Raw genomic sequence first — 13,079 nt, 5'->3', positions numbered from 1 at the left:
GATCTTGCCGCGCCCCGTGTCAACGATTTCGCGTTCGGTCGAGGAAACTCCTTGCCACAGCGGGAACGAGCAGCCGTCAGTGCGTCACTTCAGGATCAGCTGCACCACTGCCGCAAGCCCGATCACCACGATGACACCCCGCAGCACCGTCGGCGACAGGCGGCGGCCGATCTTCGCGCCGAGCTGCCCGCCGAGCGTCGAGCCGACGGCCAGCAGCCCGATGACCGGCCAGCTCACCGGTGCGATGACCGCGTAGATCGCGCCCGCGACGACGTTGACGACGGCGGCGAGGACGTTTTTGGTGCCGTTGAGCCGTTGCAGGGGCTCCGACAGCAGCATGCCCAGCACGGCCATCATCATCACGCCCTGCGCGGCGGTGAAGTAGCCGCCGTAGATGCCGATGAGGAAGAGCAGCCCCATGAGCAGGGGGCCGGGTTTGTGCTCGATCCCGTTGGTCTCGCGGCGCTTCTGCACCCACTTCGACACCCTCGGCTGCACGATCACCAGCACCACCGCCAGCCCGACGAGCACGGGCACGATCGTCTCGAACGCGTCCGGTGGGAGCGTCAGCAACAGGATCGTCCCGCCGATGGCCCCGAAGAACGACGCCACGGAGAACCTCAGGACCTGCGGCCAGTACCCGTCGAGCTCCGCGCGGTAGCCATACGCGCCGCTGATGGTCCCGGGCGCCAGCCCGACGGCGTTGGAGGTCGTCGCGGTCAACGGGGAGTACCCCAGCGCCACGAGCACGGGGAACGTCACCAGCGTCCCTGACCCGACCACCGCGTTGATCGTCCCCGCCCACACCCCGGCGACGAAGATGATCACAGCGTGCCACCACGTCATAAAGCGCTCACACCCGGACCCTAAGCACCCCCCGCCCACCCCGCGACGTGATGTGGCAAGTCAGACAGTCCAACCGACCCCAGATGCTCCCGGGAAGGCCGTCACCGTGCGTAGCCACTGGCGCCCCGAAGTGGAGCCGACCGTTTTCGGCAAAATGCCCACCCGAGGGTGATCACTCCATTACCCTTGGGGCCCAGGGGACGGCCCGCGTCGGGCCGACGCATCACCAGAGGGGGAAGGCAGTGGTTGCTGCCTCTGAGCCGGGCTGGCTGACCGGCCTCAACTTCACGATCACCGACGCCCCCGCTCCGGGCGGCGGCGCCTCCGGCGGAGCCGCGATGCCCAACTCAGGCAGCGGCGGCGGCGGAAGCTTCAGCCTCAGCGTCGACGAGGCGCGGAGCATGCTCACCACCGCCAAGCGGGTCCGCGACCAGCTCGGGGAGATGCGATTCAAAGCGAACGGGCTTTTGCAGCTCCAGCCACCAGCCGACGACCCGGGCAGCACCGGCTACAACAAGGTCCTGGTCGGAGGCCCGAACGCCGGGGCGTTCAACCACGGGACCGACGCGGTCGAACGCGAATACCGCTACGCTGCCGAACTCGTGATCCGGCTTGAGCAAGCACTCGGCATCACCGAGGCGGCCCAGGACCAAGCCGGGACCGACGTCAAGAACGCGGCTTCAGCAAATCAAGACAAGGGGTTCGCGTGACAAACCATCGCTTGGTGCTGGCCGTGGGCGGCGCAGCTGCGACGCTCACCTTGGTGGCAAGCTGCTCGGGCGGAAATGCCCCAGTCACCTCGAGCGCTCCGCCACCGCCCACCACCAAGACGCTGCCGTACGGCGGGGCGCCGAAGGTTGGGCACCCCCTACCGGCCTCCGTTCTCAGTGGTGATCCCTGCCAGGAAGCTTTGACTTCAGACCAGCTGAAGCAAATTCTCGGCATCTCGCCGCAAGGCAAACGAGACGACACCACCGGGCTCGGCCCCGCCTGCGATTGGCACAACAGCGACAGCGGGGCTGCCGTTGGCGTGAGCTACGTGACCGAACCCCACCAAGGTCTGAGCGGCGTCTACGCGAACACGAAGCCCCAGGTCAAGCTGTGGCAGGAGCTGCCGGCGATCCAGGGTTACCCGGCTGTCGGACACGCCAGCAGCGACTCCAAGGACTTCTGCCAGGTCAGCGTCGGTATCCGCGACGACTTGACGTTCGACGTCTCGCTGGGACTGAGCACCGCGAAGATCGGCACGGCCGATCCCTGTCCCCTGGCCGCGCGGGTCGCCGACATGGTCGTCACCAACCTGCGCCAGAAAGCGGGATCGTGATGGGCTTCTGGCATGAAGGCGCTGCCAACGCTGGGTCGGCCACGGATCAGGACACGAGATGCGCGTGACGACCAATCGGATCGTTCTCACCGTGCCCAGCGCAGCCGCAGCACTCGCGGTGGTCTCGGGCTGCTCCGACGGAAGCGCCGCAACACCAGCGAGCGCCCCGCAGTCACCCGCCGCAGCAGCATTGCCGCACAGCGGCGCGCCCAAGGTGGAACACCCCCTGCCCGCATCGGTGCTCTCCGGTGATCCCTGCCACGACGCACTCACCTCCGACCAACTCAAGCAGATCCTCGGCACCGCGCCGACCGGCAAGCGCGACGACAGTTCCGGGATCGGCCCAGCGTGCGACTGGAACGCCGCAGCCTTGGTGAGCGTCAGCTACGCCACGAAGACGCACCAAGGCCTTACCAGCGTGTACGCGAACACGAGGCCAAAGGCCAGGGTGTGGAAGGAACTCCCACCGATCCAGGGATTTCCCGCCGTCGCCCACTCGACGTACAGCGACGACACACCGAATGACTTCTGCCAGGTCAGCGTCGGTGTCAGCGACGAGCTCTCGTTCGACGCGTCGCTGGTCCTCAGCGCCGGCAAAGTCGGAAAAGCCGATCCGTGTGATCTCGCCGCGCGGGTCGCCGACATGGTCGTGACCAACCTGCGCCAGAAAGCGGGGTCCTGATGGGCTTCTTCGACATGGTCGGCGACGGCACCAAGTGGTTGAACGACCGCTTCAACGAAGCAGAAAACTGGGCCGAGAACGTGTGGCACGGCAACGTCGGCACCCAAGCCGTGCCCGCGCCCGAGCTCGTGCAGAAGATCCTCGCCAGCCCGGGAGCCTCGGGCTGGCACGAGGGCGCCGGCAAGGCGACCGAGCTGGCGAACGACCACGACACCGTCAGCACGGACGTCCGGAACCTCAGCACGGGCCTCGAATCGGTGTGGACGGGGGACGGTGCCGAGGCGGCGCAGCAGCGCATCAGGCTGTTCTCGGATGCCACGGCAGCGGCATCGCAGACGTACACGACCAATGGTGAGAACCTCACGGGTCTCGCGCACGGGTTCGACGACATGAAGGCCGCGCTGCAGCCCATGCCGGGGACGCCGCCGCACAAGGGTTTCATCGATGTGGCGACGCCGTGGGACACGGATACCGAGGACAAGATCAACCAGTACAACCAGTTGGCGCAGCAGAACCTCGATCGCTACAACGGGTACGCGCAGCAGGCCCAGACCAGCGGCCAAGGGCTGAAGACCGACTACGGGAAGCTGGACGAGTTCGACGGCACCGTGACGATCACGAAGCCGGGGAAAACCACGCGGGAGAAGCACGTCCGGACCGAAGAAACGGGGACGGGCAAGAACACCACCGACAAGACCGGCACCACCACGACAACGACAACGGACTCCCGCACGAACCTGCCCGGCGTTGACGATCGGCACACGACGACGCCGCCGCCCACCGTCGAGCGACCCATCGGCATCATCGAGCCGCCGGGGTTCTTTGGCCGTCCGCCCGAGCAGCACCGGCCGCCGGGCGACGTCGACCACCCGGGTGACACGTCGGACGACGACACGCACACGTCCAGCGATCTGCCCACGTCGCTACCCGAGCAGTGGCCCGGGTTCACCCCGCCGGTGACGAGTTCGCCGGGTGGCGACGGGAGTTCCTCGTGGTCGCCTGGGCTCGCGGGTGGGTTCGGAACCGGCGCCGGCGCGGGAGCCGGAGGCGCGGCGGGCCGCGGGATCAGCGGCGGAGCCGGCCGCGGGTTCGGCAGCGGAGCGGGCGGCTCCCGCTTCAGCGGCGGCTCGGGCTCCGGCACCGGCGCCCTCGAAGAAGGCGCGCGCGGCGGGCTGGCCGGCAAAGGTGCGACCGGGGCAGCCGGAACGCGCGGCGCGGCCGGGATGGGCGGCATGGGCGCCGCCGGCGGTCGCGGCAAGGGCGAGGAAGACGCCGAGCACCAACGCAAATACGGCGTCGACGACGATTCCGCCTTCAGCCTGACCGACGACGACGGCGGCCGGCTCGTCGACCCCCACACCGGGCTTCCGCCGACGCCCCCGACCATCGGAGCCTGAGCGACCGATGACCATCATCGACAGACCCGTGCGGCTGCCCCGGGCCGTGTTCCTGACCGCGTGGCAGGTCGCCGAGCTCGGTGACCTGCCCGTCGTGGTGAACCCGGACCAGGAGTACCGCACCGAAGAAGCCGAAGCGACGCTGCGCCGCCGCGCGCTCGAAGCGCTCTACGACCTGGGGCTGGCCACCTCCGGCGGCGATCTCACCCCGCAGTGGCGGGCCACCCTCGACGTGCTCGCGCGCCCCCGCCGCGAGCTGTACTCGTGGAGCACGTTCCGCAACGGCGACGACGACGGCGCGATCCTCGTCGCCGAGTCCGGCCGCGACGCAGTCCGACTGATCACCGACCACCGCACGGTCCAGCTCGACCCCGTGCCGGCTCGCGAATCGGCGGAACACTTCGTGGCCGCGCTCCCGTCGCGCGCCCCGGCCCGGATCGCGCCGTTGCGCATCCCCAAGGCCCACTACGACGACCTCGGCCGCGAGTACGACACCGACGACCTGCTCGCCGAGCTCCCGCACGAGGCCGACGAGCTCCGCCACCTGATGCGCGCCGGCCGCGACGCCGCCCACCAGCTCTACGCGGCCACGCGCGACCGCTCCGGCCAGCGGATGCGCAGCGCCCCGCTGTCCGTGCTGGACCTCACCGGCCGCGGCCGGGTCCTGACGTTCCTGGACACCACCGGCGGCGAGCTGCAGATCCAGGTCCACCCCGGCCACCACGCCCACCTGGTCGAGGCCCTGCACCTCACCTTCGACGCCCTGGCCCGCTGAGCCCTTCGGCGGTCGCCCGCAGCAGCCGCGTGAGGCGCGGCTCGAAGTCGAGCGCGCTGTGCCCCCACTGGGGTTCCTGGCGGTAGAGCTCGGCGAGCGTGGCGGTCGGGTGGGAGAGCTGCCAGAAGTACGACGTCGTGCCCAGCAGGGCGGCGATGAGGTCGTGGACCTGGGCCGTGGACAGCGTGCCGGCCTGGACGAGCGCGGCCACGATCACGTCGTACGCCGTGAAGGACCGCGCCTTGTACTGGCGTGCGCGGTCGACGGACACGTCACCTTCGAGGCTCAGCACCACGTGCGTCAGCAGGTCGCAGAAGAGCGGCAGCGTGACGATCGTGGAGCTCAGCGCCTCGGCGACGTCACCCGGCGGCAGGCCTTTTCGGCCGGCGAGGCGGGCCGTGACGAGGTCACGCCACTCCTCCCAGCCCCGCTCGGCCAGCTCGAGGAACAGCTCCTCGCGGCTGGCGAAGTACCGGCGCACGGCCGACGGGTGTAATCCGGCCGTCTCCGTGACGGCCTGCAACGTCACGTGCCGGACCCCACCCAGGTCGACGGCCAGCTTGCGGGCCGCCGTCAGCAGGTCTTCGGTGCGCTGCTGCTTGGCCTCTTCGGAACGAGCTCGGCGATGCACACCACACTTTAACGCAAGCGGGATGCGTTAGAGCCTCCGGCAGCGTTAGGGTGCACATAACGCAAGCAGATTGCGTTAACACCTCGGAGGTACGTGATGGTCTTCTTCGTGACAGGCGCTTCCCGCGGCCTGGGCCGCCAGATCGTCGAACGCGCGCTCGCCGCCGGTCACCAGGTCGTGGCGACAGCGCGCAACCCACAAACACTCACTGACCTGCAGGAACGCTTCGGCGACCAGGTCCACGTCGTGCCACTGGACGTGACCGACCCAGCCGCCGCGTCGGCCGCCGTGGCTTCGGCCGTGGACGCGTTCGGCCGCATCGACGTCGTCGTCAACAACGCCGGCCAGGGCGACCGCGCGGCGCTGGAGGACACGACCCTGGACGTCTTCCGCCGCCAGGTCGAGACGAACTTCCTCGGCACCGTCTACGTCACCAAGGCCGCGATCCCGGTCCTGCGCCGCCAGGGCGGCGGCCGCGTCATCCAGATCTCGTCCGTCGGCGGCCGCATCGGCAGCCCGGGCATGACGGCGTACCAGTCGGCGAAGTGGGCCGTCGGCGGCTTCAGCGAAGCCCTCGCCGCCGAGGTCGGTCCGCTCGGCATCAAGGTGACGGTCCTGGAACCGGGCGGCATGCGCACGGACTGGGCCGGCAGCTCGATGACCACCCCGCCCATCTCCGCGCCCTACGAGCCCACCGTCGGCGCCTCAGCCCGCGCCATGGCGAACTTCGACCAGACCGCGAACAGCGATCCCGCCCGAGTCGCCGACCTGGTCCTCCAGGTAGCCGCCCTCCCCGACCCGCCCCTACGCCTCCTCGCCGGCAGCGACGCCTACGAATACGGCCGCGAAGTCTGGCGCGCCCGCGTCACCACGGACGAGAAATGGGAATCCCTCAGCCGCTCCACCGACCACCCACAATCCGGCGACACCTGGCAATCCCAACGCGGAAACAGCCTCCCAAGCGTCACCAACTAATCACTAAAATCGCACCACCTCTACGAAAAACCGTGCGCACCCAGCCCCCTCCCAGCACCACGATCCCCGCCTTCCACGCGGTCTGGACTTCTTGTCAAGGTACTCTTTCCCGCCTTGACAAGAAGTCCAGACCGTAGTGACGATCAAAAATCGGGGTGCCCACCGCAACAACTCCCCCAGCGCAACGATGCGCGCCAGCGCATCGAGCCGAATCCTCACCCCTCACAAATCAAACACACAAAACTCATTCCCCTCCACATCTTCCATCACCCACCACTCGACATCCCCACCCTTTTCCCGCACCATCCGCGCCCCCAACGCCTCGAACTCTGCCGGATCACCCCACACATCCAGGTGCAGCCGGTTCTTCACCACTTTCCCCTCCGGCACCGGATTGACCCAGATCAACGGCCCTTCCCCCGCCGGATCCACGATCGGCACCGGCCACTCCACCAGCCGCTCCTCGCCCCGCACCGCATCCCGCCGCACATACCCCATCGCGGCGCACCACCAGTCCGCCACCGCCTGGTGATCCCTCGCGTCGAGGCACAGATCCTTGAACTTCCCAGCCACCCGCACACAGTGGCACGGACCACCGACATTTTCCGGCGACCGGACCCAGCTGCCAGGATGGACGGGTGGCCCACGAATCCGAACAGGTCTGGAGCGCCACGGTCGACCACCTGCGCGCGATGATCGACTCCGGCGAGCTCGCCCCCGGCTCGCGCCTGCCCGCCGAACGCGCCCTCTGCGAGCAGCTGGGCATCAGCCGCGGGTCGCTCCGGCAAGCGCTCCGGGTGCTGGACTCCATCGGCTACGTCCAGATCCGCGCGGGCTCCGGCACGTACGTTCGCGAACCGACCGAAGCACCGCTGAGCAGCTGGTTCTCCGAGCACGAACAGCTCGTCGAGAAGCTGTTCGACCTGCGCGCCACCGTCGAGCCGACGCTGGCCGAGCGGCTGGCCCACAGCCACTCACCCCGCACGGTCCAGACGCTGGAGGACAACGTCGCCGAGATGGGCGCGGCCGCCGAGATGGGCGACATGCTGCGCGTCATCGCGACCGACGCGGAGTTCCACCGCGTCATCGCGGGCAACGCCGGCAGCGACGACGTCGCCGACCTGCTGCGTTCCGTGCTCGCCCTGGTGGGCGAAGAGCGCCGCGCCGCCTTGCGGCTGCCCGGCCAGATCCGCAAGGCCGTGGACGAGCACCGCGCGATCCTGGAGGCCATCCGCCGCTCCGACGGACCCGCCGCGCGCGAGACCACGCTCAAACACCTGCTCGACGCGAAGACGTACGCCCACGATTACGCAGCGGGCACCGACGCGGAGGCGTAGACTGTTCACAAGTTTCTGAAACTTATGACAGTTCTGGGGATGCGATGGTCCACTTCACCGAGGAGAAGGCCACCATGCTGGCCACCCTCTACGCCCGCGCGCTCGACGCCCGCCGCGAACACCCGCTGCTGGGCGACACGGCCGCCGACGAAGCCGTCAAGCGCATCGACGCGGATTTCTCGAAAATGGGCGTCAACAGCGACTCCGCGGCGTCCGTCGCCATCCGCGCGAAGGCGATCGACGATCGCGCCGCGGCCTGGCTCGCACGGCACCCCGAAGCGATCGTGCTGCACCTCGGCTGCGGCATGGACACGCGCGTCTACCGGCTGGATCCGCCGGAGACCGTCCGGTGGTTCGACGTCGACTACCCCGACGTCGTCGAGCTGCGGCGTGAGATCTACCCGGAGCGCCCGGGCTACACGACGATCGGCTCGTCCGTCACCGACTTCGCCTGGCTCGACCAGGTCCCGGACGACGCGCCCGCCCTGATCGTCGCCGAGGGCCTGATCATGTACCTCCAGCCGGCCGACGGCGCCGAGCTCGTGCGCCGCCTCGTCGGCAAGTTCCCGAGCGGCCACGTGGTGTCGGACCTGTTCAGCAGCCTGGGCATCAAGGTGCAGAAGCTCAACCCGGTCGTGCGCCGCGCGGGCGCGACCGTGCACTGGGGCATCGACGACCCGCACGAACTCGAGCGCTTCGGCCTGCGCCTGGTGTCCTCTTCGGACGCTTCGCACTGGGCCACGCCCGAAACCGTGCGGCTCCTGCCCCTCGGCTCCCGGCTCGCGCTGCAGGTCACCGCGCTGGTGCCGGCCATCCGCCGGATGGGCCGCATCGCCGAGTGGGACTTCTAGCGCGACTCGAGGATCCGCGCCACGAACCGCTGCACCTTGTCCTCGAGCCGCGCGACGCGGTCTTCGACCGAGAGGGTTTCCTTGGGCTGCGGGACGTCCGGCTTCAGTTCACCGCGCACGTACGCGCTGCAAGCCAGGTTCGAGCACACGTACGTCCCCAGCGTGTTGCCTTCGCGGCCGAGCTTCCCGGCGCGGCGGCCGGTGAACAGGGTGACGTCGGACAGCGCGTGGGTGGTCGAGCAGAAGCCGCACATGTTGCTGCGCAAGCGCGAAGACGGCGGGGGCGCCGCGCGCAAGGACAGTCCCACGATCTCGTCCTCGTAGGGCACCACGAGGTACGCGCGGGCGGGCGCCTTCGGGTCGCGCCAGCCGAGGAAGTCGCGGGTGGCCCACGGGACGCCGGCCGGGATCGTGACCGACTTGGCCTCACCGCGGGAACAGTTCACGAAGGACGCGCGGATTTGATCGGCGTCGAGGGGTTGCATGCCCAGCACGGTATCCACCGGCTCGCGAGACCTGCCACGCCTTTTCTCGCCGAGCCCGCCCCGAGCCCATACGATCGGCGGCGTGCGCAGGAAAACGGCGGGACGGTTCCGGCTGGTTCTGCGCACCAGCCTGGGCTTCGCCGCGCTCGGCATCGGCTCGAGCGTCGCCGGGTCGGCCGTGGTCGCGTTGCTGCTGTTCCTGCAGGGTCTGCCCGCCGACGTCGGTGACCGCGGCTGGATCCTCGGGCTGACCGCCGGTGGGATCGTGGCCGTGAGCCTGCTCGTCGGCACGTTCTGGACGGCCTACCTGCAGCGCCGCACCGTGGTGTGGTTCACGATCGGCCGCCCGCCGACGGAGGACGAGGCCAAGCGCGCGCTGCGGCTGCCCGTCGACATGGCCGTGGTCAGCGGCACGCTGTGGCTCATCGGCGCGCTCACGCTCGGCACGCTGGCCGGCGTGCTGGGCTCGGCCGAAGACTCCGCCGGCATGGCGCTCACGATCGGACTCGGCGGGCTGACGACCGTCGGCCTGATGTACGTCGCCGCGGAGTGGGTGGCGCGGCCCGTGATGACGATGGCGCTGGCCGTCGCGCCGCCCTACGGCCGGCTGCCGGTGACGGTCCTGACGCGGCTGATCGTCGTGTGGGCGCTGGCCAGCGGCGTGCCGTTCGTCGGCGTGCTGCTGGTCGTGACGCCGCCCGAGGTCGGCCGCGCGAACCCCACCGCCAGCCTGATCACGCTGTCCGTGATCGGCCTGGTGACGGGCGCGATCGGCACGGCGCTGCTCGCGCGGGCCGTCGCGGCTCCGCTGCACCGGCTGCGCGTGGCGCTCGATCAGATCGCCCGCGGCAGCACCGACGTGACCGTGGACGTCGACGACTCCAGCGAGATCGGCCTGCTGCAGACGTCCGTCAACGACCTGGCCGGCGGCCTGCGCGAACGGGAGCGGATGCGGGACCTGTTCGGCCGGCACGTCGGCACGGACGTCGCGCGCCACGCGCTCGAGTACGGCGCCTCGTTGTCCGGCGACGTCCGCGAGGTGACGGCGCTGTTCGTGGACGTCGTCGACTCGACGGCGCTGGCGTCGCGCACACCGCCGCGGGAGCTGGTGGCGAAGCTGAACCGGTTCTTCGCCAGCGTCGTCTTGGCCGTCGACGCGCGGGGCGGGCTGGTCAACAAGTTCCAGGGCGACGCCGCGCTGTGCATCTTCGGCGCGCCGACGCGGCTTTCGGACGCCCCGACGATGGCGCTCGCCGCCGCTCGCGCGATCCGCGACGCCGTGCTGTCGGACGGCGAGCTCGACCTGGGCATCGGCGTCGCGTGCGGGCAGGTTTTCGCAGGTCAGCTCGGCGCGTCGAGCCGGCTGGAGTACACCGTGATCGGCGACGCCGTGAACGAGGCCGCGCGGCTGACCGAGCACGCGAAGGGCGTGCCCGGGCGCATCCTCGCGAGTGAGGCCGCCGTCAAGAGCGCGCTCGGCGGCGAGCGCGAGTTCTGGACGGCGCACGGCGAACTGCTGCTGCGCGGGCGACCGCAGACGACGACCGCCTGGACGACCTAGCCCAGCTCGGGCCAGGTCAGCAGCGTCGAACCCCAGGTGAGGCCGGCGCCGAACGCGGTGAGCAGCACGCGGTGACCCGGCACGATCGTCCCGTCGGCGACGGCGTCGGCCAGCGCGAGCGGGATCGACGCGGCGCTGGTGTTGCCGACGCGGTCGATGTTGGCGACCACGGCGTCCGCGGGCAGCCCGAGGTGCTTCGCGGTGGCCTGCAGGATCCGGATGTTGGCCTGGTGGCCGACGAACCGGTCGACGTCGCCGACCATCCAGCCGGCCTGCTCCAGCACCGCGCGCGACGACTCGGCCATGCGCGCGCACGCGTGGCGGAAGACGGCCGTGCCCTGCATGACGAGGTGGTGGTCGCGCTCGTCCTCGGAGAAGCGGTGCTTCGATCCGCCGGCCTCGACCCACAGCAGTTCGGCGAGCTCGCCCTCGCTGTGCAGGTCGAACGGGCCGATCGCGCCGGGCTCGCCGGGTTCGCCCGCGCGCAGGAGGACGGCGCCCGCGCCGTCGCCGAAGATCGGGACGGTCGTGCGGTCGCCGGGGTGGACGAGCGAGGTGAAGACGTCGGCGCCGATCACGAGCACGCGCTGGGCGATGCCGCCGGCGATGAAGCCCTGTGCGGTGGCCAGCGCGTAGACGAAGCCGCTGCACACGGCGTTCACGTCGAACGCGGCGGCCGTGCCGAGCCCGAGCCGCGCGGCGACCTGGGGCGCGCTGGCGGGGCACAGCTGGTCGGCGGTGGAGGTGGCGAGCACGACCGCGTCCGCGGGCCCGTCCTGCAGGGCTTCCCGGCCTGCCTCGACGGCAAGATCCACTGTGGACTGGCCCGGTGCGACCATGCGGCGCTCGCGAATGCCCGTGCGGGTGCGGATCCACTCGTCGGAGGTGTCGAGGCGCTGGGCGATCTCGTCGTTGGTCACGACCCGTTCGGGTAGCGCGCGGCCCAGCGCGGTGACGACAGCAGCACGAGACACGACTTCTCCCTCCCCATTCCGGCGGGCGGCGGTTCCGCCGGCTCCGTCCACTTCTATGGGCTACCCCTGGGTAGACCGGTCAGTTGTGGTGCACGTCACTCTCGCTCCTCTTTCACGTTCGCTCGATAGGAGGTATTAGGCAAAGTCGTTCTTGATCGCCGGGTGAGCCTCGGTAAAGACGAGGCGTCGGGTCGGTGTCCCCGGTTAGCCTGGGGCGTGCTCAGTGGAGACCTCGACCGGCTCGACCTCGCCATCCTCGCCTGCCTGCAGTCCGACTCACGCACGATCGCCGAGGTCATCGGCGCGAAGGTGGGGCTTTCCGCCGCCGCGGTGCAGCGCCGCATCAAGCGCCTGCGCGAGACGGGCGTGATCGAGAAGGAGGTCGCCGTCCTCTCCCCCGCGGCCCTCGGGCTGTCCATGACGTTCGTGGTGATGGTCGAGATGGAGCGCGAAAACCTGACGGTCCTGGACTCCTTCCGCCGCCAAGTCCTCGCGGACGACTGCGTGCAGCAGTGTTACTACGTCACGGGCACCGCGGACTTCGTGTTGATCGTGACCTGCCCCGACATGGCCGCCTTCGAGGTCTTCACCCGCCGCACCTTCTTCGACAACCCGAACGTCCGCCACTTCACGACGAGTGTGGCGATGGATCGGGTGAAGGTCGGGTTGACGTTGCCGTTGGACTGAGCGTGGTTCGCTCTCGAGCTTCTTCGGGATGGACAAGGGATCTGGGTGATCTGTGGTCGGATCGCTGCCGATGTGCGGGGGGCGCGGATGGCCTGGTCGAGGCCAGGCAGCGGATCTGAGCAGCGTGCAGGTGTCATGGTCGAGCCACAGTGCCGATCTGCGCGCGCCGGCTTGATCGAGCCGCGCTGCGAAGCTGGGCGGCGTGAGGCTGGTCTGGTCAAACCGAGTTGCCGATGTACGCGACATGCGGCTGGCTGATCGACGCCAGGAAGCCGAGCCGAGCGACGTGCGGTCGGCCTGATCGAGCTGCGCTACCGATCTGCGCGGGTCCGGCCGGCCTGATCGAGCCGCAGTGCGGAGCTGCCCGGCTTTGGTCTGATCAAACCGAGTTGCCGTCCAATGCGACCAACGGCCGGCTGATCGACCCCAGGAAGCGCGGTCCACCTGATCGAACTGCGCTACCGATCTGCGCGGGCCCGGCCTGCCTGATCAAGCCGCAGTGCGGAGCTTTCCGACGTGAAACTGGTCTGATCAAACCGAGCCACCGACCTACA

At 69.7% G+C, this 13,079-nt stretch carries 15 protein-coding genes; 10 read left to right on the top strand and 5 right to left on the bottom strand.

Features of this window, described 5'->3' with window-relative positions; translation table 11 throughout:
• Positions 1 to 84: 84 nt before the first annotated feature.
• Positions 85 to 846 (bottom strand): sulfite exporter TauE/SafE family protein, encoded by a 762-nt coding sequence (locus tag ACIA77_RS35495; protein ID WP_395890434.1) that lies wholly within the window; start codon positions 844 to 846, stop codon positions 85 to 87.
• 242 nt (positions 847 to 1,088) lie between these two features.
• Here ACIA77_RS35495 and ACIA77_RS35490 point away from each other — a divergent pair, with 242 nt between their 5' ends.
• Genes ACIA77_RS35490 through ACIA77_RS35470 form a run of 5 tightly spaced genes read left to right on the top strand, consistent with a single transcriptional unit; the run spans position 1,089 to position 5,024 of the window.
• Positions 1,089 to 1,556: a hypothetical protein gene (locus ACIA77_RS35490; protein WP_395890433.1), complete on the top strand. Its 468-nt coding sequence runs from the start codon at positions 1,089 to 1,091 to the stop codon at positions 1,554 to 1,556.
• A 14-nt stretch (positions 1,557 to 1,570) separates the two neighbouring features.
• Complete coding sequence (locus tag ACIA77_RS35485) at positions 1,571 to 2,170, top strand: DUF3558 domain-containing protein (RefSeq protein ID WP_395890432.1); 600 nt, start codon at positions 1,571 to 1,573, stop codon at positions 2,168 to 2,170.
• 58 nt (positions 2,171 to 2,228) lie between these two features.
• Complete coding sequence (locus ACIA77_RS35480; protein WP_395890431.1) at positions 2,229 to 2,852, top strand: DUF3558 domain-containing protein; 624 nt, start codon at positions 2,229 to 2,231, stop codon at positions 2,850 to 2,852.
• Positions 2,852 to 4,249, top strand: a complete 1,398-nt coding sequence (locus ACIA77_RS35475) for a WXG100 family type VII secretion target (RefSeq protein ID WP_395890430.1) — start codon at positions 2,852 to 2,854, stop codon at positions 4,247 to 4,249. The genes ACIA77_RS35480 and ACIA77_RS35475 overlap by 1 nt, the downstream gene beginning before the upstream one ends.
• A 7-nt stretch (positions 4,250 to 4,256) precedes the next feature.
• Positions 4,257 to 5,024, top strand: a complete 768-nt coding sequence (locus ACIA77_RS35470) for an ESX secretion-associated protein EspG (protein ID WP_395890429.1) — start codon at positions 4,257 to 4,259, stop codon at positions 5,022 to 5,024.
• On the opposite strand, the gene ACIA77_RS35465 is transcribed toward ACIA77_RS35470, so the two are convergent.
• The gene (locus tag ACIA77_RS35465; protein WP_395890428.1) at positions 4,999 to 5,655 is read right to left on the bottom strand and encodes a TetR family transcriptional regulator; all 657 of its coding nucleotides are present in this window, start codon (positions 5,653 to 5,655) and stop codon (positions 4,999 to 5,001) included. The two genes, ACIA77_RS35470 and ACIA77_RS35465, sit on opposite strands and share 26 nt — an antisense overlap.
• Before the next feature lie 108 nt (positions 5,656 to 5,763).
• Between ACIA77_RS35465 and ACIA77_RS35460 the strand changes: the two genes are divergently transcribed.
• Complete coding sequence (locus tag ACIA77_RS35460) at positions 5,764 to 6,630, top strand: SDR family NAD(P)-dependent oxidoreductase (protein ID WP_395890427.1); 867 nt, start codon at positions 5,764 to 5,766, stop codon at positions 6,628 to 6,630.
• Positions 6,631 to 6,852: 222 nt separating this feature from the next.
• On the opposite strand, the gene ACIA77_RS35455 is transcribed toward ACIA77_RS35460, so the two are convergent.
• Positions 6,853 to 7,203, bottom strand: a complete 351-nt coding sequence (locus ACIA77_RS35455) for a VOC family protein (RefSeq protein ID WP_395890426.1) — start codon at positions 7,201 to 7,203, stop codon at positions 6,853 to 6,855.
• Between the two features lie 65 nt (positions 7,204 to 7,268).
• Here ACIA77_RS35455 and ACIA77_RS35450 point away from each other — a divergent pair, with 65 nt between their 5' ends.
• A complete protein-coding gene (locus tag ACIA77_RS35450) occupies positions 7,269 to 7,967 on the top strand; it encodes a FadR/GntR family transcriptional regulator (protein WP_395890425.1) in 699 nt (232 codons plus the stop codon).
• 44 nt (positions 7,968 to 8,011) lie between these two features.
• Positions 8,012 to 8,818: a class I SAM-dependent methyltransferase gene (locus ACIA77_RS35445; protein ID WP_395890424.1), complete on the top strand. Its 807-nt coding sequence runs from the start codon at positions 8,012 to 8,014 to the stop codon at positions 8,816 to 8,818.
• Here the strand turns inward: ACIA77_RS35445 and ACIA77_RS35440 are convergent.
• Positions 8,815 to 9,303: an FBP domain-containing protein gene (locus ACIA77_RS35440; RefSeq protein ID WP_395890423.1), complete on the bottom strand. Its 489-nt coding sequence runs from the start codon at positions 9,301 to 9,303 to the stop codon at positions 8,815 to 8,817. The genes ACIA77_RS35445 and ACIA77_RS35440 overlap by 4 nt on opposite strands.
• An 82-nt stretch (positions 9,304 to 9,385) precedes the next feature.
• Here ACIA77_RS35440 and ACIA77_RS35435 point away from each other — a divergent pair, with 82 nt between their 5' ends.
• Positions 9,386 to 10,864 (top strand): adenylate/guanylate cyclase domain-containing protein, encoded by a 1,479-nt coding sequence (locus ACIA77_RS35435; RefSeq protein ID WP_395890422.1) that lies wholly within the window; start codon positions 9,386 to 9,388, stop codon positions 10,862 to 10,864.
• Here ACIA77_RS35435 and ACIA77_RS35430 read toward each other — a convergent pair.
• Positions 10,861 to 11,838: a beta-ketoacyl-ACP synthase III gene (locus ACIA77_RS35430; RefSeq protein WP_395890421.1), complete on the bottom strand. Its 978-nt coding sequence runs from the start codon at positions 11,836 to 11,838 to the stop codon at positions 10,861 to 10,863. The genes ACIA77_RS35435 and ACIA77_RS35430 overlap by 4 nt on opposite strands.
• Before the next feature lie 216 nt (positions 11,839 to 12,054).
• Here ACIA77_RS35430 and ACIA77_RS35425 point away from each other — a divergent pair, with 216 nt between their 5' ends.
• Positions 12,055 to 12,525, top strand: a complete 471-nt coding sequence (locus ACIA77_RS35425) for an Lrp/AsnC family transcriptional regulator (RefSeq protein ID WP_395890420.1) — start codon at positions 12,055 to 12,057, stop codon at positions 12,523 to 12,525.
• The last annotated feature ends 554 nt before the right edge of the window (positions 12,526 to 13,079 follow it).

Origin of the sequence: Amycolatopsis sp. NPDC051903, from assembly GCF_044452505.1 — a bacterium.
Lineage (GTDB): Bacteria > Actinomycetota > Actinomycetes > Mycobacteriales > Pseudonocardiaceae > Amycolatopsis.
Note: the sequence above shows the minus strand (reverse complement) of the source record. Positions and strands in the feature narration are given on the sequence as shown.